The organism is Methanobrevibacter sp. (assembly GCF_015062935.1).
Lineage (GTDB): Archaea > Methanobacteriota > Methanobacteria > Methanobacteriales > Methanobacteriaceae > Methanocatella.
Genome location: NZ_SUTM01000005.1, coordinates 105,652 through 125,547 on the forward strand (window position 1 = coordinate 105,652; position 19,896 = coordinate 125,547).

Annotated in this window: 20 protein-coding genes; 10 read left to right on the plus strand and 10 right to left on the minus strand. The window is 28.1% G+C overall.

The features are described 5' to 3' along the window. Positions 1-579: hypothetical protein (locus E7Z81_RS03380; RefSeq protein WP_292744237.1), on the minus strand; the 579-nt coding region annotated here is incomplete at its 3' end. A gap of 15 nt (positions 580-594) precedes the next feature. After that, positions 595-2,148: a glycosyltransferase gene (locus tag E7Z81_RS03385; protein ID WP_292744239.1), complete on the minus strand. Its 1,554-nt coding sequence runs from the start codon at positions 2,146-2,148 to the stop codon at positions 595-597. A gap of 276 nt (positions 2,149-2,424) precedes the next feature. On the opposite strand from E7Z81_RS03385, the gene E7Z81_RS03390 reads away from it, so the two are divergent. After that, positions 2,425-3,876 carry a hypothetical protein gene (locus E7Z81_RS03390; protein ID WP_292744242.1) on the plus strand — a complete coding sequence of 484 codons (1,452 nt, stop codon included), beginning with the start codon at positions 2,425-2,427 and terminating at the stop codon, positions 3,874-3,876. Between the two features lie 78 nt (positions 3,877-3,954). On the opposite strand, the gene E7Z81_RS03395 is transcribed toward E7Z81_RS03390, so the two are convergent. Then, positions 3,955-5,208, minus strand: coding sequence for a nucleotide sugar dehydrogenase (locus tag E7Z81_RS03395; RefSeq protein ID WP_292744245.1), 1,254 nt, complete (start codon positions 5,206-5,208; stop codon positions 3,955-3,957). A 5-nt stretch (positions 5,209-5,213) separates the two neighbouring features. After that, positions 5,214-6,431 (minus strand): hypothetical protein, encoded by a 1,218-nt coding sequence (locus E7Z81_RS03400; RefSeq protein WP_292744247.1) that lies wholly within the window; start codon positions 6,429-6,431, stop codon positions 5,214-5,216. Between the two features lie 78 nt (positions 6,432-6,509). On the opposite strand from E7Z81_RS03400, the gene E7Z81_RS03405 reads away from it, so the two are divergent. After that, complete coding sequence (locus E7Z81_RS03405) at positions 6,510-7,607, plus strand: glycosyltransferase (RefSeq protein ID WP_292744249.1); 1,098 nt, start codon at positions 6,510-6,512, stop codon at positions 7,605-7,607. A gap of 5 nt (positions 7,608-7,612) precedes the next feature. Here E7Z81_RS03405 and wecB read toward each other — a convergent pair whose 3' ends face one another. The 3 genes from wecB to E7Z81_RS03420 all read right to left on the minus strand — a co-directional run bounded on the left by wecB (position 7,613) and on the right by E7Z81_RS03420 (position 10,085). Beyond that, positions 7,613-8,938: a non-hydrolyzing UDP-N-acetylglucosamine 2-epimerase gene (gene wecB, locus E7Z81_RS03410; RefSeq protein ID WP_292744251.1), complete on the minus strand. Its 1,326-nt coding sequence runs from the start codon at positions 8,936-8,938 to the stop codon at positions 7,613-7,615. Further along, positions 8,935-9,129 carry a UDP-galactopyranose mutase gene (locus E7Z81_RS03415; protein WP_292744254.1) on the minus strand — a complete coding sequence of 65 codons (195 nt, stop codon included), beginning with the start codon at positions 9,127-9,129 and terminating at the stop codon, positions 8,935-8,937. The genes wecB and E7Z81_RS03415 overlap by 4 nt, the downstream gene beginning before the upstream one ends. Positions 9,130-9,473: 344 nt before the next feature. Beyond that, positions 9,474-10,085: a class I SAM-dependent methyltransferase gene (locus E7Z81_RS03420; RefSeq protein WP_292744257.1), complete on the minus strand. Its 612-nt coding sequence runs from the start codon at positions 10,083-10,085 to the stop codon at positions 9,474-9,476. A 201-nt stretch (positions 10,086-10,286) separates the two neighbouring features. Here E7Z81_RS03420 and E7Z81_RS03425 point away from each other — a divergent pair, with 201 nt between their 5' ends. The 8 genes from E7Z81_RS03425 to E7Z81_RS03460 all read left to right on the plus strand — a co-directional run bounded on the left by E7Z81_RS03425 (position 10,287) and on the right by E7Z81_RS03460 (position 17,529). Further along, positions 10,287-10,745 (plus strand): hypothetical protein, encoded by a 459-nt coding sequence (locus E7Z81_RS03425; protein ID WP_292744259.1) that lies wholly within the window; start codon positions 10,287-10,289, stop codon positions 10,743-10,745. A gap of 235 nt (positions 10,746-10,980) precedes the next feature. Then, positions 10,981-11,748, plus strand: coding sequence for an ABC transporter permease (locus tag E7Z81_RS03430; RefSeq protein WP_292744262.1), 768 nt, complete (start codon positions 10,981-10,983; stop codon positions 11,746-11,748). A gap of 1 nt (position 11,749) precedes the next feature. Beyond that, positions 11,750-13,090: an ABC transporter ATP-binding protein gene (locus E7Z81_RS03435; protein ID WP_292744265.1), complete on the plus strand. Its 1,341-nt coding sequence runs from the start codon at positions 11,750-11,752 to the stop codon at positions 13,088-13,090. A 225-nt stretch (positions 13,091-13,315) separates the two neighbouring features. Beyond that, a complete protein-coding gene (locus tag E7Z81_RS03440) occupies positions 13,316-13,540 on the plus strand; it encodes a hypothetical protein (protein ID WP_292744268.1) in 225 nt (74 codons plus the stop codon). Positions 13,541-13,546: 6 nt separating this feature from the next. Continuing rightward, on the plus strand, positions 13,547-14,143 hold the full coding sequence (locus E7Z81_RS03445) for a hypothetical protein (RefSeq protein WP_292744270.1): 597 nt from the start codon (positions 13,547-13,549) through the stop codon (positions 14,141-14,143). Further along, entirely contained in the window at positions 14,140-14,436 is a 297-nt protein-coding gene (locus E7Z81_RS03450; protein WP_292744273.1) for a hypothetical protein, read from the plus strand. The genes E7Z81_RS03445 and E7Z81_RS03450 overlap by 4 nt, the downstream gene beginning before the upstream one ends. Before the next feature lie 784 nt (positions 14,437-15,220). Next, complete coding sequence (locus E7Z81_RS03455) at positions 15,221-16,621, plus strand: ATP-binding protein (protein WP_292744276.1); 1,401 nt, start codon at positions 15,221-15,223, stop codon at positions 16,619-16,621. Between the two features lie 14 nt (positions 16,622-16,635). Next, a complete protein-coding gene (locus E7Z81_RS03460) occupies positions 16,636-17,529 on the plus strand; it encodes an STM4504/CBY_0614 family protein (RefSeq protein WP_292744277.1) in 894 nt (297 codons plus the stop codon). A 156-nt stretch (positions 17,530-17,685) separates the two neighbouring features. Here E7Z81_RS03460 and E7Z81_RS03465 read toward each other — a convergent pair whose 3' ends face one another. From E7Z81_RS03465 to E7Z81_RS03475, 3 genes are all read right to left on the minus strand, one after another. Further along, a complete protein-coding gene (locus E7Z81_RS03465) occupies positions 17,686-18,075 on the minus strand; it encodes a hypothetical protein (protein WP_292744279.1) in 390 nt (129 codons plus the stop codon). Positions 18,076-18,255: 180 nt separating this feature from the next. Continuing rightward, positions 18,256-18,477, minus strand: a complete 222-nt coding sequence (locus tag E7Z81_RS03470) for a hypothetical protein (protein ID WP_292744282.1) — start codon at positions 18,475-18,477, stop codon at positions 18,256-18,258. Between the two features lie 1,054 nt (positions 18,478-19,531). Beyond that, the coding region (locus tag E7Z81_RS03475) for a hypothetical protein (RefSeq protein WP_292744285.1) at positions 19,532-19,896 on the minus strand (365 nt) is incomplete at its 5' end.

The following is a 19,896-nucleotide window of genomic DNA, read 5'->3' on the forward strand; positions in this document are numbered from 1 at the left end:
GAGTTTTTGGTTTAGTGTTTCTGTTTCTGTTTTTTTGTTGGTTAGTTCGGTGTTTAGGTTGTTGTTTTTTGTTGTTAACTCGTTTATTTTCTTTTTAAGTTCTTGTGAAGCATTACTTAAAGTTTCGCTTTGATTTTTAATTTTGTCATTCAATTCATTAATTTGTGAATCTTTAGATTCATTTATCTTATTTAATTCTTCGATTTTGTTTGTTAATGAAACCAATGCCCCATCTTTACTAATTACCATGTCATTAAGTGAATTGACTTTAAAATCGTTATATGATTTAACTTTAGATATTTTTTCTTCTTTTTGAAGAATTTTTTCATTTAAACTTTTTATTTCCAATTCCTGATTTAAAATAGAGTTATTATGATTTGATGAGATTAGTTTAAAAGGGTCTTCATCATTACAAGAAAAGATTAGATTATTTTCATCTTTGGACAGTTTTACAAGAAATTCATAAACTATTTTCTTTTTAATAATTCTTAATACAAAAAGTTCATCAAGAGGAAAGTTAAAATCTATTATTTTATCAATATCAATTTCAATAACATTATCTATTAATTCATTTAACATTAAACTCACACAACATTATTTCTTGATTTTTCTAAGAGGTTCAGTTAATTTCCAGCTATTTGAATTAATTAACTTATTATTTAAATCCAATAATTCTTTATTGGATGCTAATAATTTTTCATTTTGTTTTTTAAGGTCAATTATATTTTCATTGACTTTTTTATTGTCTAATTCTAATAATTTCTTATTGGAACTTTTCAAGTTAGCGTTTTCTTTTTTAAGGTTATTAATCTCTTCAATTAATTCATTTTCATGTTTTTTAAGATTTTCAAGTTCGTTTTCACTTTCTCCATTTGCAACCTTGGCTAAATTACTGTTTTCCTCTTTAAGTTTTTTATTTTCATTACTGTTTTTGATAATGATTTTGTTAAATGTGCTTAGCACCCTATTTTTAAAGTTATTATAGTCAAAATGTTTCATGTCATAGCGTTTTATTTCATTTAAAACTTTTGTATAATGTTCAGGATATCTTTCAAGATAACGTATAATGAATGTCATTTGACTTGAATTCATAGTAAGGTCTAATAATTTCTCCATTTTAGGGTTTTCTAAGGTTTCGTGCATGTCATCAACTTTTTTCATCACTTCTAATCGTTGAATGATATTGAAGTCATATGAAAGAGGTTGTCTTGAAACGGAGTTACTTACAACTAGCCTATAATAAATTGCATCACAGTCATTTCCTACAAAATAAAATTCGTAATCAAATTTTGAATATAATCTACAGAAATAATCGTGGTCGTCACCGCTTTTTAAATTTGGATCAAATTTCACAGTTTTAATATCTCTTGTAGGCATAACTTTATTTGTTGCTATTAGCAATGCTCCTTGTGAAATGGAATAGGGATCAATTATTCCTTTTTTGCCTTTAAATGATTTTGTAAAGTAAGTTTCACTTATTTCACCAGTATTTTCATCAATATCATAATAATCTCCAATGATAATACGATTTGGTGCACAGTGTTTATATGCTTCATATAAATAGTTTGGGCTAATAAAATCATCTACATCAATAAAAACAACGTATTCTCTATTCAATTCATCAATTCCCTTATTTCGTGCGGTTGTTGCACCGGGTTCAGATTCAATAATCTCGATGTTTATTTCAGGATTGTTTTTTGAAAATTCTCTGATTAGGTTTTCGGTGTTGTCTCTTTCACCATTTATTACAAATAATACTTCAAATAACTCATAATCTAAGGTCTGTTTTTTCATGGAGTCTAAAAATTTCAATACAAATTCTTCTGCTTTATAAGTTGGAACTAATACACTAATTCCCTTCTTAAAGTCATATTCTGGCATGTATTTTTTTAAATAATCATTATGGGATTGCAAATCATTGTTTATTTTTTTTAGATGTTCATAATCCTTTTTTAAGTTTGCATTTTGATTTTTTAGATTGTTGTTTTGAGTTTGCAAGGAGTTAAGTTTTAGTGTATAGTTATGATTTAAAATTTCATATTCATTCAATGTTTTATTATAAAACTCTAACTGTTTGTCTAAATCTTCAGTAGAAATAGTAATTTTGTCTTTTTTGAATTTATATTGATTATTAATATTTTGAGTCATGAAAAAACCTGATTTATTTTATATTAAAATTAAATGGTGAATCACAAATATTTTTTGTTAATCTTTGTATTTCACAAGTTGTTATTTGATATAATTTTTTTTATTAATTTTCATATATGTTTTTTTTTGTACTTATATTATTGCCAATTTAAGTTTTTAGATTTTTTTTAATTTTCTCTATTTTAATCAATGATTTCTTAATATTTGATGGTAATAATAAATACTATGGACATTATAAACAGTATATAGTTATCTTTAATTATTATGGTGAATTTTATGAATGACCTTGTTGAAAAAATAATTGAATTAGATATAGATGAAATAATGGGTTATAATTTCCCAATTGATGAACCGTTTGGATTAAAGGTTAATTATAAAGGGGTGCCTTTTGATTTTGTTGTAAGGTTGTCTTCAAAAAATAAAAATTTAATATGTACCAGTCCTGGGGCGCATATGAGGAATCAAAGAACAAGTTCAGGTAAATTAATGACTGCTCCTTTTATTGATAGGTGGTCTTGGTTTAAATATTATGATGATTCATTTATTGCTCATTCCGATCCGATGTTGACTATTGATGATGAATTGGTATTAGGTTGGTGTGTAGGGACTGAAAATCATTGGTATTTGAATACTATTGCTAGAATAATTGATTATATTACAATAAACCATAAAATCAGGCATGATAATATTTTATTTTATGGTACCTCAAATGGGGGTTATGTTTCAATGGTTTTAGCCACAATTTTTAAAGGTTCCTCTTGTTTAGTTAATAATTGTCAATTTTCTGCATTCAATTATCACTGGGAGATGATAAGACAACTTTTTGATGTTTTAAAAAAGACTTGGGGAGAAGTATTGCCTTCTGAAAATCGAGAGTATGTTGATAGAATTTATCACAGTAACCTAATTTATCAAAAATTAAATGAATTAGAACGAAACATTGTTTCTCATATTTATTATCGTGTAGACATTATGGAGTTATTCAAAAAAGTAAAATATGTTCCGAATATTACTTATTATTTGCATGTTCGGTCTAATGATGATGTAAATAAATTCGCAGTACCATTTTTAAAGGAAATAATTAATTTCCCTTATTTTAATGATAGAATCAATGTTATGATGTACCATGAAAAGAAAGATGCGGTTCATTCACCTTTATATTATAATAAAATTGGTAAAATTCTTAGATTATATTCTCAAACCCAATTAAATAATCCGGTTAAAGGCACTTATAAAATTGGTTTTTTTGATTTTGAAAATTATCGTGATGAAATAACAAAAGAAAAATTTAAAGTAGATTATTATAAAGAGAATTTAGGGTCTTTATCAAAGTATCGAACTGCACGTATCGATTTGAAAAATTTGGGAATTTCATCAAATAACATTGAAATCATAGAAAATTCTGATAAAAATTGCGAAATATTCAATTTTGATTATTCTAAGGATGAAAAAGGAATTGGAACACAGTTGCACAGTGAAAATGGCAATTTGCAACTAAAAATAAAATGTATCAATGATGGATTATTGGATATAAGACTTAGAGGTATTGATTATAAAACTAAAAATAGTCGTATTCCAATTTATATCAAATATACAAATTTCAAAATAAATAATCAGAGGATTATTAACGAGCCGAAGATTGTTTGGCATGATCAACCTGTTTATTATCAAAAAGATGTTGAAAACGGTGAAATAGTTGAAATTTATTTAGAATGGGAACCGATTTAAATAATGCGATACTTAAGTTAAAATAATAATTGATATTGTCATATGCAATGACCTATCAATTATAATTCTTATTTTTACTTATATTTTTGAAAGATTTCCTAAATTATATAAAGTAATTTCTTCAGGTACTCCATTGATAATATTTTTTGTATCGAATATTATCGGATTTTTCATTTCTTTAATCAATAAATTCATATCCATATCCTTAAACTCATCATGGTCTGCTAAAATCAAGCACAATGATGCATTTTTAATTGTATTTTCAAAATCATGATAATCTTCATTTTCAACATGGGGGTCAAATATTTCAATGTCATATCCTTTCTCATTTAATTGGGCAATAATTTCAAATGCCGGACTTTCTCGTGTATCTCCAGTATTCCCTTTATAAGACACTCCTAAAATTGCAATTTTTTCATTCCCCTTGCAATTATTCTCAATAATTTTCTCAGCGTATTTTGTTACGAAATCAGGCATGCTCTTATTTGTATCTCTTGCCAATTTTATTATTTTAGCTGTTTCAGGTGCTTTTGCATAAATGAAGTATGGATCAATTGCAAGGCAGTGACCGCCAACTCCAGGTCCCGGATTTAAAATATTCACACGAGGATGTTTATTTGCAAGTTTTATCACGTCTAGTGCGTTAACATCAATTTCAGCACAAATTTTAGCAAGTTCATTTGCAAGGGCAATGTTGATATCTCTGAATGTATTCTCCATACATTTGGATAGTTCTGCAGTTTTTGCTTCGGTTTTCATCAGTTCCCCTTTAACAAAAATTCCATACGCTTCAGCTGCTTTTTCAGTACATTTTGGAGTTACTCCCCCAATAATTCTGTCATTGTGCACTAGTTCATATATTATTTGCCCAGGTAGAACTCTTTCCGGACAATGTGCAAGGAATAAATCTTCTCCTATTGTGAATCCTTCATTTTCAAAAATTGGTTGCACGGTTTCTTCTATAGATCCTGGCGCAATTGTTGATTCAACAATTATCACATTTTCTTTTTTAACATATTTTAATATGGAGTTACATGCTTCAATGACGTAACTTAAATCACAGCTTAGATTTTCCATTTTATAAGGTGTTGGTACTGTGATTATGAAAACATCCGCTTCAGCAGGCTCTAGTTGTGCAACATACCTATTTTCATTTATTGCATCAGTTATGGCTTCGGAAATTCCAGGTTCTTCAATATGCACTATTCCTTTATTTAAATCATCAATAACTTCTTTTTTAACATCAACTCCAACAACATTGCAGCCATTTTCTGCAAATAATGCTGCGGTTGGAAGTCCAATATAACCTTGGCCAATTACGCAAATTTTCATTTTCATCACTCAATTTTCTTTTCTTTAATTTTGTCTTCGATTATTTCTTTCAAAGTTTCTTGTACTGTAAATATGTTGTCTACATATGATAGATATTTGGTTTCAATATTAACCATTTGACTTCCATATTCACAAATTCTCCAGATGTCAGTACCGCTTCCAAGATAATCGCTGATTTTTGAGGGGACAAATGGATTTCTTTCAAAGTTTCCTTTTGATCGTAAATCGTTAACTATTAAACAATCAAATTTCGTAGTTAAATTCAAAAATTCGAATAAGGGTTCAAAAGCATTCACAATAATTTTGTCTTTTATTGGCATGCAGTCAACAATCTTTTGGAATTCTTCGGGAGTTTGTACAAATAAATGTATCAAAGTTTTGTCCTGTAAATCTTCATCCAATGCATAGAATGAAGAAAATACATTGTAAATGTGTCTTAAATCAAAGAATTTACCGAAATATGCAAGATTCACTTTATTGTCCTCAATTTTATCATAATTAGATTCCTTTAGATAATACCAATCTTTTGGAGGTATTGGGTGTGGTGCAATAATGGATTTTTTTCTTATGTCTGCTTTAATCTCTTCAACTTTCAATGTATTCAGCATTAAATCCATTCCGCTTTGGTTTGTGAAAAGGATTTCATCGGCAAATAAAAATGGCAGATATTCACTATAAAATATGAAATTATCTTCATCTTCGACAACAGGGAAATTATATTCTGTTATTATACTGTTAATCTTGTCCATATCCTCTTTATCAATTTGGATATAGGTTGTTTCTCCTCTTGAATTTATCATTAAGGGGTCTGAAAATTCACATATCCATTTCACTTTTGGATTTCTAACTTTATATGCAAATGCAAGAAAATGTGACATAGGTTGCATGGATCTGCTGTAAACTCTTTCATATTCCCCATTTTTTTCACAAATCTTGTCAATTTCTTCCATGCCTTCTTTAACAAAGGTTTTTGCATTTTCCCATCTCCACCATATTGGAATATCAAGTAAAACATCATTATTTATAAGTTTCTTGATAATATTGTTGAAGTCCTCATCAATTGGATAAGGCATCTTATTGTGAATAACGTCAAATTCTTCTCCGTATTCATATAATCTTTTTGCAGCAACATTACTGCTTGTATCGTTATAAGGTAAGAAATTGAATGCACATACTAACTTTTTACTTTTTTTATTTCCCGTATCACGTTTCGCTACAACCATTTTTTGCCTCTATGATTTAAGTTATTTTAATATATGATTAAAATTATATTTATACATAATCTGTTAAATGGTGGTTAAATGGCAAAGGTATCTGTTGTAATTCCAGTATATAATGTTGAAGATTATCTTGAGGATTGTCTCAATTCAATTGTAAATCAGACATTAAGAGATATAGAAATAATCTGTATTAATGATGGTTCAACAGATAACTCTTTGGATATCTTACATAAATTTAGTGAAAACGATGATAGATTTAAAATAATATCTCAGGAAAATCAGGGCCATGCCGTTGCCACCAATAAAGGAATTCAAATGGCCAACGGCGAGTATTTGTATCTAATGGATTCTGATGATATAGTTAAGCTAAATCTATTGGAAGATACGTATAGGTTATGCAGTTCAAAAAATCTAGATTTTGTAATTTTCAAAGCTATGAATTATAATGAACTGGAAAACAAGTTTTATGAAAGTGAAAGGTATAGTATGCAAAAATTATTCGATAGTGTCGGTGATGAAATATTTTCATATAAAGACATACCTGATGAAGTATTATTCAATATAAGTGTTACTCCTTGGTCCAAATTATACAATCGAGAATTTATTGTGAATTGCGGTGCAAAATTTCCCGAAGGATTAGTATTCGATGACAATGTTTTCTTCTGGCAGGTTTTATTCAATGCTAAGAGAATTTACTTTTACAATGAATTTCTGTTTACACGAAGATGGTATTCAACTTCCTCAACAACTTCCGGCGACCAAAGGTATTTGGATTCAATTGAGATTGTGAACTTGATTGGAGAGGAATTTAAAAAATATGGTGAGTTTGAACACCATAAGAAAAAACTATACAATGAAAAAATTCACATGGGTGATTTTAGATACAGATATATCAAAAAAGAATTTAAAAGCATATTTTTTGATGCCTGGAGAAAGGATTTAATTGAAGTTTTTAAAGATGAAGTGTTATTTGAAGATTTGTATAAAAACTTAATAGATGCGTATAAAAATATGCTTGTTAAGATTTTGCTTTCTCAAAACCATGATGAATTTAAGAATATGCAAGATATTGCCCAATTGGATTTTAAAAAAATAAAAAAAGATATTGATTTGAAATTAAAAAGTGAAGACAAATCTATTAAAAGCAAATTTAAAAAAAATTTGAAAAGATTATTCTAATGAATTCACTTTTCAAATAAATCGAAACTCACAATCATTCCTTTCAAATTCAAATCATCCTTTGGAAATTTCATGGAAGTTCCGTCAAAAACCATGTGAATTAATGCTTGATGCTTTTCTTCAAATTCTTTAACATTAATGTCTTCATCAATTAGTTTCATTTCTCTTTTAAAGGAAGTCATGATGTCTTCAGGCGCTTTAATGTCTAATAATCCTCGTTGGAAATTTTCTTCGATTGCATCAACAGTTAATTTTGCAGATTCTCCTTGTCCATATGGATTCACAGCATTTTTCATTTTTTGAGCAAATTCTCCATCATCCAATATTTTCCGAGCATTTTTTATAATTGCCTCTTTGTCAGATCCTACGAGAATATTTCCTCCCGCAGTAACGGTTTCGGGTCTTTCAGTATTATATCTTAAAGTTAATGCAGGAACATCCAGTGTTATTGCCTCTTCCTGTAGGCCTCCTGAGTCAGTTAAAATTAAAGCGGATTTTGAAGTTAAAAGTAAGAAATCAAGATACCCTAAAGGTTTAATAATATGAACGTGTTTTAAATTGTTCAATTCATCAAACAAACCAAAATTTTGTAATGTGTTTTTGGTTCTTGGATGTATTGGGAAAATAATGTTCATGTCATCCAGTTCTTTTAAAGCTTCAATGATATTTGTGACTCTTTGTTTATCATCAACATTTTCTGCTCTGTGCATGGTTAAAGTTAAAATATTCTCCATATTATCAATATTTAACTTTTTAAGTGATTCTTCTTCAAATCCTCTTTTTTCAGCTATTTCCAAATGCCTAAAACAAGCATCAACAACAGTATTTCCGGTAATGAACATGTTTTTATGAGAAAATCCTTCAGAGAGCAGATTAATCGCTGATTCTTCTGTTGGAATAAAATACATTGATGATGTTACATCTGCTGCTCTTCTGTTAATCTCTTCAGGCATTGTCATGTCATATGATCTGAGGCCTGCTTCAACATGTCCAATGGCAATATGTAATTTTGAAGCTACAAGAGCACCTGCCAATACTGCATTGGTGTCTCCTTGAACAAGTACTATGTCAGGTTTTTCGTCTAGAAGAATTTCTTCTATTCCTTTCATCATCAATCCGGTCTGTTTTCCATGGGTTCCAGAACCGACATGGATGTTGTAATCCGGTGTTCGAATTTCCAAATCTCTAAAGAAATTGTCAGACATTTCCTTATCGTAATGCTGTCCTGTGTGTAAAATAATTTGGTCAATGTTTCTTTTTGATATTTCATCAATGATTGGCGCCATTTTAATAATTTCGGGTCTTGTACCCAATACTGTTGCTATTTTCATAATTCCACCAAAGATTTAACTAGTTTCAATGCTTTATCAATAACTTGCCACATATCATAATATTTGTACATTCTTGAACTACCTCCGAAGATAACATTATTTTCCTTTTTTGAAAGTTCAACATATTTTTCATAGAGTTCTGAATTTTCATTGTCATAAATTGGGTAAATGTCAGCAGTTCTAATATTCACTCCCTAGAAATAGCTACATATGCTCCTATAATCACATTTTCCTGAATGTTAATATTGATTGGTGGGCTCATATTTACTGCTCTTCCAATAAAAATGCGGAATCCTTGTATATGACTAGATTGAATGAATATTGGGAGTTCATTGTGGAAGATAAATATACAATGGAATTATTTCCATTGAATGTAAATTTATCATTATCCCGCTTTATATTGCTTTCACAGTATAAAACGTTGTTGTTTCCTTTAAATGTAATCGAGATTTATTCATCTCCAGTTTCGCGTAATTTTATTATTCTCTAATTTTGCAATGTCTTCTTTTGATTTAACAGTTCCCATATAATTATCTTATTTTTGAAGGGCTTCTAAAATGGAATCTAGTTTACTTTCCAAATTGTTCATTCTGTTTTCTAAATCTTGTGAACTTTCATTTGAAATGTTGCCTGCTTTGTGAGCGACTAAACATGCATCATACCAAGGTTTGGCTTCATCCCTGTCATCAACAGAAGCATGCAATACTTCCAAATCAACATATTTTGCCATAGCTCTTAACCCGTCTTCATAAAATCTGTAGCAGTTTGGCATGTTTCCTCCATGTTTAGGGCCTGCAGATGGAGTAATAATGCAAACATAGCCTCCAGGTCTTAAAACTCTTTCAATTTCAGACATGGTGAGCCAGAAGAATTCCAAATGTTCAAATAATTGTCCTGAAATTACGACATCGTAGGTATTGTCTTCAATTTCAAACCAGTTGTAGATGTCTGTAACGACAATATCTACATTATTGCCTCCCTGAAAATCAAGACCGGTATAATTCCAGTTTTGTTCATTGAAAATATCTGAGTAGTTATAGTTTCCTTTACCGTCTAGAGAGCCTACATCAAGGATATCTAATTTACTTGAAGTACTTAAATAAGTATTTTTGAACCATTCCATTTTTGAATGTGAATTTTTATGCATAAAAAAATCTCCTTTATTATACTTATTATATCTAATTTGGGAATATTTAAAAGTTTATATTGATAATTAAAGGTTAATCAGTAGATGAGTTAATACTTAAAATATGGTTTGTATAGTAATTTGGGTTAAAAAATAAAATTTTACAAAATTAATTACATATTTATTGTAATAAAAATATAATTAATTACAAGGAGGTATAAAATGGATACTAAAAAAATTATAATTGTTGTTCTTGCAGTAGTTGTGGTGGCGGCTATTGTCTGCGGTTTTTTATTTATGCAGAATACTGTTAAAGTTGGGGATGCCACTTTTAGTTTGCCTGAAGGATATGCCTGTGTAGCTAATGGAAAATATGCAAATTTAACTAATAATCATAATGAATATATTGTATTATCTTGTAATGAATCCGGCAATATTAATGAAGTAATGGATAATTATGTTGAAAATAATGCAAGGAATAATCTTACTTTAACACTTTCTAATTTAACTGTTGGCCAGCATACTGTTCAAAAGTCTGTAATGGATAACAATACTGAAATTGTTCATTATTGGTTTGATTTTAACGGTAAGGTATATGAGATTTATACCCGTTCTGCAAATTCCAATACTGATGATGTTATCACAGAATTAATTAATTCTGCTAAAACAGCTATGATATAACTGGTTTTTGCTTATGTGTTATTCATGTAATAATTGATATGAACTTTTTTCATATCAATTTTATCTTATTTTTTTTATTAATTAGTGTGTGCTGTACTAAATAGAAATGTGGTCGATTATTAAAATTTGAATTTTTAAATTATTATAAAATACTCTTATATATAATTAACAACTAAATTATTAAATAAGAGTAATTGTTAAACTGTAATTTAAAAAGTTATAAATGTGGTTTTTTATGAATTTTATTAAAAGAAATGACCTTTTTTTATTAGAAGAAATAGTTAGAAAAAATTTTTTTTCCAGATATAAAGATTCAGTTTTAGGTGTCTTTTGGACGGTTTTAAAGCCTTTGTTAATGACAATATTATTTACAATTATATTTTCAACAGTATTTGGTAGAAGTATTGATAATTTCCCATTATATTTTTTAAGTGGGCGTTGTATTTTTGATTTTTTTAATGGAAGTATTAATGTGGCTATGGGTTCTATTAAAGGAAACAAAAATATACTGCAAAGAAATCCAGCACCGAAATATATTTTTATTTTAGGAGGTATCATTTCTGAATTTTTTACTTTCATAATCAATTTGATTCTATTAATTGGTGTGATAATTGTTACTCATGCACAATTTTATCTCATAATGCCATTATCAATTATTCCAATTATTTCATTGGTAATTATGATAATAGGTTTAGGATTAATGTTATCAATAATATGTGTTTATTATACTGATGTTCAACATTTATGGGGTGTTCTTTCTGTAATGATAATGTATTCTTCTGCTTTATTTTATCCGATGGATATTATTCCCGAACCGTTTCATCAGTATATGATTTTAAACCCATTATATTGGATTGTGGATCAGTTTAGATCTTTTATTTATGTGGGGGCTATTCCGGATGTTCTAAATATGGTAAATTCTTTATTATTGTCCGTAATAATTTTAATATTTGGTATTATAATATTTAAAAAATATGAAAAAAAGGTTTCCATGAGGTTTTAGAATGGATAAGAAAAATAATAATTTAAATTTTAAAAAAGATATAAAATTTAGTTCCAATGATAAAATCAGTCAGTTACCTATTAATCAACATGATAAACTAAAATTTAAATTAATGGAGAAATATAATATTCCTTCTCAAGAAGCTGAAAATATAATTGAGGTTATTATAAAAAAAGAACAGAGGTTAGTTTATAATAATAGCCATAATACTTTAACCAACCCAAGCAGTTCAGTAAATGATGATAAAAACAATGATAGAGTTCATCATTTTGATGTAGATACTGATAAAAAAAATTTCACAGAAAAAAATAGAAATTCAAAATTAATCCATAAACAAACTCAAAATTCTCAAAAAAATACACAAAAAATTTATAAACAAATTCAAAATGATAAATCTCTGATTAAAGATACTTTGGAAAATGATAAATCAAACCAAAATTCAAATGGATTTGATTATTCTAAAAATGGAAGGGAAAGTCCAAAGCATCTTATTGAAAAACCATCTGAAATGGATAAAAAGCAAAATGTAGACCGCATCATAGAAGATATCATTCCAAATTATAATCAGGATTTCTCTATTGAAGTAAATCATGTGGATTTAACTTTTGAAGTAGCAAATGAAAAAATTGATACTCTAAAAGAGTCTTTTATTCGAACTTTGAAAAGAAATAAATCTAAAAAATTAAAAGTGCATGCCTTAAAAGACATTTCTTTTAAAATATATAAAGGTGAAAAAGTAGGCATTATCGGATATAATGGGGCGGGAAAATCTACATTATTAAGTGTAATTACTGGAATTTATCCTCCTGATAGGGGATTTGTTAAAACAAATGGAAATATATCTCCTATGCTTTCTCTGGGAGCTGGTTTTGATCATAATTATTCTGGACGAAAGAATATTTTCTTAAATGGTGCGGTTTTAGGATATGATAAAGAATTTTTGGAATCCAAAGTTGATGAGATAATTGAATTTTCAGAATTGGGTGAATTCATTGACATTCCTATTAAAAATTATTCTTCGGGGATGCTTGCTAAACTCGGTTTTTCAATTGCAACTGCAGTAGATCCAGATATATTAATTATTGATGAGGTTTTGGGTGTTGGGGATGTTAGTTTTAATAAAAAAAGTAAAGATAAAATGAAATCTTTAATGGATGGTGGAACTACAGTTCTTCTAGTGTCCCATTCAATACCTCAAATTAGAGAGTTATGTGATAAAGCAATTTGGATTGATAAAGGTGAAGTAAGGGAAATTGGTGAAGTAAATAAAGTTTGTGACCATTATCTAAAAGATGCTGAAAAAGCTAGTAATGAGCAGTTGGCTAATATTCAGTTTAGATGATTATTTAAATTTTTCATCATATTTTTTTGTAAACTTTCAATGTTTATTTCATATTTCTATAATTCATGACTTAATTTCGTTTGGCTAATTAACTATCATAATTTTTATTTTTGGATTTGTAGATTTTTTTGTTTTATACGAACTGTTTCAAAAGTTCAGATACTTATTACTTTTCAAGCGCTCTCTCTCAAGGTTTTTAATAAATGGGAAATAAAAGTGGTTAATATGATGAATGACGAGCTATTCAAAAATTTCACATTAAGCTGTAACCATGCAATTGGGACAACACAGAGCTATGAGCTTTCTTTGAGAAGGTACTGCAACTATTTTGACATGTCTCTTAAGGAACTTCTTGAGGAGGCCGAAGAGGATGAGATGAACGGTGTGAAATCAAAACTGGTTGAATATAGGCATTACATGTTTCAAAACTATGCTTCCGGAACCGTCTGAAAGGAAATGAACTGTATCATCTTTTTTTACAAGTTCTATGACATAGAAGTATGGAATTTGCCTAAAGTCAATGACAAAAACATCCAGAAGCCAGCTCCTATTTATTTTAAGAATCTGCCGGATAAGGAAGTGATAAGGGAGGCCTTTCAGATTTCTTCTCCCTTGATGAAAGCTATCATACTGTTTTCATGCTCCAGTGGATGTGCCAGAACAGAGACATTGGGTCTTACAATCGGAGATTACATTGAAGCATTGTCTGAATATCTGCCAAGACATAGAATGGACATTTTTGAGGTTATTGATTATCTGCAGGATGTCGATGACGTTGTTCCGACCTTCAGCATTTTAAGGAAAAAGACAAACAAGTATTATCTTACATACTGCAGTCCTGAGGCTGTTAAGGCCATCAATGCATATCTGTTGCTGCGGGATAAGCCAATAACTGATGAAAGTCCGCTCTTTCAAATCAGCAGGACATATATGGTCCAGTCATTTGAGATGATTAATGACACATTGGGTCTTGGTAGAGTCGGACGATACCGCAGATTCAGAAGTCATATGCTTCGTAAGTTTTATCTTCAGCATTATATAATGACGGCATGAGCATAGACAAGGTCAACGATTTGCAGGGAAAGGCTAAAAATAAAACCGATGCAGCTTATTTCATGACCAATCCTGATGATTTGAAATATGAATATATCCAGCACTTGCCTGCCGTTACTATAAACACTGATGTTGAAAAGCTGTCTGTTAAATCACCTCAGTTTATTCAGATGGAAAGGGAAAATGAAACATTAAAATCAGAAGTGGGTGATATGAGAGGCGAACTTGAGGAAATGAGAGGATTGAAAAAAGAGCTTTTGGGCATCATAAACAAGGTTGGTGAGGGGTCATAATATTGATATAAAAGTTAAGTGATAGCATTTGGCATGTGTTGAATGCTATCTGATTATTATTCAAAAATCAGTATGGGGGAAATCATATAGGTACAAATTTTTCAATGGATATTCAGGATATTATCAATGTTATCAATATTGGATTGATAATATGACTATTTTCATTGCATATATTTTTATCGTAATTTGATATAATATTTTATCAGTTTATTGAGTTATATTTAATTTATTTTGTGCTTATACTAATTATTATTGATTACTATATAAATGATTCATTTGATTTTTTAATTTTTATTTTCTTTCTTAATATTATTAATATTATCAATATTTGATTGATAATATGGCTATTTTCATTGCATATATTTTTATCAAATTTATGAGTAATATTTTTAATAGTTTTCTATTTTTTATTATTTTAATTAGACTAATCTTTTATTATTATTGATTTATATATAAATAATAAATTCATAATTTTTCTTAGTTCAATTTTCCTTGATGATTTATTATATTATCAATTTTTTCCTGTTTTTTGATACTATCGATTAAGGATTACTCTCAATTGAAAATATCTAATTGAAGTATTTAAATTTAAAATAAATGGCTTAAAATAGTTTTTAGTAGTTAAATATAATTGTTTATTTATTTTTTCCATTTTACATAATCATTAACTTTATATACTTTATAATACAATATTAAATTAATTATTTATTTGATAAAGTTATTATCATTTCAAGTGTAAATTAATCTTAAGATAATAACTTAATGAGATTTAGAAGGTTTAAGCATGAAATATAAAATTTTCATAAGCAGTGTTAGAAAAGAATTTGAACAAGATAGAAAATTCATCAAACAGGAGATTGAAAACGATTATGTCCTGAATAGATTTTTCGATGTTTTTTTATATGGAGATCTGTCTGCATTAGGTTCAGCTCCCGAAGAAGTATACTCTAAAGAAGCGATTAATTCTGATATCTACATAGGTTTAATTGGATCTGATTATGGAACCATTTTAGAATCAGGCATCTCCCCAACTGAATTGGAATATGACTTGTATAACAAAACACATAACGATGCATTAATATATATCAAGGATGTTGAATTCCAGGATGAGAGAACCAAGGATTTCATAAAAAAGATAGGTGTCCATAGTTATACCAGATTCAATGATCGCTATGATTTGATTAAACAGATTAAAGAAAGCTTGGCAGATTTCATTGATAAAAACCTGAGAAACTATAGGGCTTTTGATTATGAAATCCTAACTGATTCCTCCTGTGATGATGTGGATATGGAAGCACTGGAATTGTTTTTCAATGTTTTGGAGTACGAACCGATTGAAAAAATCAGGGATGAAAAAGGATTGAAAAAGGTATTGTCCACAATACGTGCAGGAGAATATGAAAATGGGGAATTCAGGCTAAATACTGCAGGGGCATTATTTTTCGCTAAAGACATTTCAAAGTTCAACATATCACATCAGGTGAAAATGGTCAGATTCTTTGATGATGAAGGAATAAACACTTTCGAAAAGGCAGAATATAACCTATCTTTTTTAAAGCTATTGAAAGAAGCAAAATTATTCTTTAACAAAACATTAGTTAATATTTCTCAAATCAAAGGATTTGAAAGAGAAACTGTTCAGGATTATCCCTTTGAGGCAATACGTGAAGGGCTTGTAAATGCTCTGGCTCATAGGGACTATACCATAACTACTGCCCCCATAACATTTTATATCTACAATGACAGGATTGAAATAAAAAGTCCAGGACGTTTGGTCTATCCGCTGACAATTTCCGGACTTGAAAAAGATGGTCCAATACACAGAAATGAAGCAATATGCAACATATTTTCAAAAACAAAATACATGGAGCATGTTGGAAATGGAATCAAAAGAATGAAGGATGCCATGAGGGCACACGGTTTGGAAGAACCTGAGTTTGCCGAAACAGGGGAATTCTTTAAAGTAACTTTCAGAGCAAATGATGCGCATAATGGATTAAATGATAGGCAAAAAGAGTTTTTGAGATTTAGTGATGAATCTGAAATCACAATAAAAGAATATATGCTAATGTTTGGTGTTGTGAGAAATACTGCAACTAAAGATTTGAATGAATTGGCAGATAAAAGAATGCTGGAAAAAATTAAGAATGGAAAACAGATTATTTATAAAAAAATTGTTGATTAAGGAGTAGTGTCAATTTGATATCTAATTTATATTCTGATAGAAACAAAGCAAGGAATGTTGATGAAGTAATAATATTTGATGAACTCCCTAGAAAATTAAGGGTTCAGTTTAAATTTATAATGGATAAAGTTTTAAAAGATACTAGATTTGGATATAATGATATTCATAAAATGTTATGTGAGAAATATGGTGAACTTAGTTTAAGTTCAAGGCATAGATTGGGAGTTAAAGATAATGAAACTTTGACTGAAGTGTTAACTAAAGAAGATTATAATTTAGAGTTAATATTTGATTTAATGGAATTGATAATAAGATATAAAGCTAATGAAATGTATGAAGATGAATATTATGAAGATTATATTAATAAATATGTTAATGAAATTCAAGAGTTAATTAATCTACGTTTTAAAGAATCATCAGTGGGATATGAAATGGTTAATTACCAAATAATTAGAAAAGATTCGGAAGTAACATTTACTGAAATAATCGAACCAACAATTACTTTAACTTACAATGAATTGTTTGAAAATGTAAATATTGACTTTGTTAATGCAATTAAAGAATATCAAACTGGGGATAACAAAGATTGTATAGTTAAATTATTAAGGGCTTTTGAAAGTACTTTAAAAATTATTTGCGATGAAAAAGGATGGACATATAATGAAACAGATAGATGTAGTAAACTAATTAATATTTGTTTTGATAATGATTTAGTTCCTCAAGAAATGAAATCCGAATTTACTAGTTTAAATAGCTTATTACAAAGTGGAATTCTTCCTGTAAGAAATAATTTTGCGGGGCATGGTGAAGGTGGTGAAGAAAGAGTAGTTGAAGATTATTTAGCACGATTTGCAATAAATGTCACTGGGTCATGCATATTATTTGTAATTGAAGCAAGTGGTTTGTAATTAAAGGTTCTGTCAGGAAATTGATTATATGATTCTAGTTATAAAGTAATGCAGATCAAAAAATTATTAAATGTGATTAAATGAATGAAATAAAAAATAGATTAACACAATTAATTAAAGAGGGAAAATTAGTTCTTTCAACAAAGTATAGGCCAATCAATCAATTACATCATATAAACTATGCCTCAATTCTTCAAATTCATCAAATAAATCTTGATTATAATCACGTTTAACATTAGCGCTATATTGGTTAAGGAATAAATTTACTGAAGATAAATAATTATGAAACAATTTGAAAAATTCAAAGATTACATCATTATCAACTGCCAAAGGGTTAATCTTTATTTGGGCATCATAGTCTTTTTCAAAATGTTTCAATTCCATATATGCATAATCGACCATTCGAAAGAAAAATAATTTTATATTAAATTTATTCATGAATATTGAAGCTTGATTAAATTTTATATATTCATCTTTAGAAAGCTCTTTAATATGTATAAATTCATTTTTATCTGTTAACACTTGTAATAAATATGTATCTTTCATGATAATATATTAAACAGTATTTGATAAAATATTTTATAAAAATCTATGTGAGTGTAACTCAATGTTATTTCAAGACATGTGGGATAATTGATATGAAGATTATCTCTACCTATATGGATTTTAAATTTGTATTTAATTATAAAATACAGGTGATGATTTATATCAAGTGTAGTTAAATAATCATTTGTCTGAGTCATTCAGTTCGATTAAAGATTTATAAAGTAAACTTCTTAAATTTTTAACATCTTTTAATAACTCTTTTATATTCTTTATAAAGTTATTTTTTGAACGAATAAGTTTATTTGTCATTGGAGGTATTTTGTCATATTGTGTTATGATTTCATTCATTTGATTATTAAAATCATTTAAAACATCTATATTGGAGTTAATACCAATTTCCATTTCTTTTCTAGTAGAATCATCTATATAATATCCATATAATTCTAATAATTCTCTATTAAATTGTTTATTGTTATTGGATGATGATTTATTAAGTTATTTTTTCCGTCTTTGAAATTAATGGATAATTCATTTAGAAGATCAGAAACTTAATTTGAAAATATGACTTTGTAGAAATCTTATTTGATTTCTGCAAAAAATTTTTTAAAAATCTATTTTTATTTCCTTTTTTACTTAGAATCTTTTGAAATAATCTATTTATTGTGTATTCAAATTTACACTTGAAATTTCATATAGATTAGAAAAAATAAGCAATATACAATTATATATAGTAAAATGGAGAATAAATATTAATATGCAACTTGAAAATACCTATTCTCCAGTCAGTAGTTTGTTTTCAAAGCAATTATGTCTTTCGGATTTTGGTTTGAAAAACCAGTACTCAAAAAAATTAAAGAAATAAACAAGAATATTTAACCAATTAAACTGTTAAAATTTATTAAATATGTATTCAAATATTCTAAATTGTATTAAATAAATATTCGAGCCATTTTTCAAAAGCATGACTTCACACAACTCGTATTATTTACACTTTTAGTATTACAATCTATGTAATATTCAACGGAACAAAAAGAAGCAGAAGCCTACAATTATCAAACAAAGAAACAAAATTCAAAAACACAATTACAACATTTATCGATAAACTCAAATTCAATAAAAATGAGGATTTCTACAAAGTCTAAAGATGAAATAAAAGAAGCGTGTCTTGATTTTATTCCAGAGGATTATTTAGAGTAACTTTCCCAGGAAAAATAAAAAGAATCTTTAGAACATTCAAAGGAGCACTAAGACAACACGATTAAATAACATAAAATGGACAAAAAGAAATGTTTGGGGAGAAAAATGAAAATCCACAGTTAAATTTTTTCACTCCAGATTATTGGGTTGTTGATTTGTTAGGTTGTTTGTTAGGGACAATTCAAAAATTTTAGAGATAGTTTCTACAAGTAATTTTAATTTTAAATTTATTTTTTTGAGTCTATTTCTTAATATATTGTTAGTTATTAGCACGTTTTATAAAATTATAGAATAATCTTAGGGGTTTAGTTATTTTCCAACTTTTTGATTTTTTTAATTTATTAGTTATATCATATAATTCTTTTATCTTTTTTTCATAATTTTTTATTTGATTTGTGGAAATAAAATTTTTTTCAAATAACTGAATATATTTTAAGTATAATGATTCATAATTATTTGTAATAACATTTAGTTGGTTTTTGAGGTTTTGTTCGTTTTGGAGGGTTGTGTTTAGTTGGTTTTTGAGGTTTTGTTCGTTTTGGAGGGTTGTGTTTAGTTGGTTTTTGAGGTTTTGTTCGTTTTGGAGGGTTGTGTTTAGTTGGTTTTTGAGGTTTTGTTCGTTTT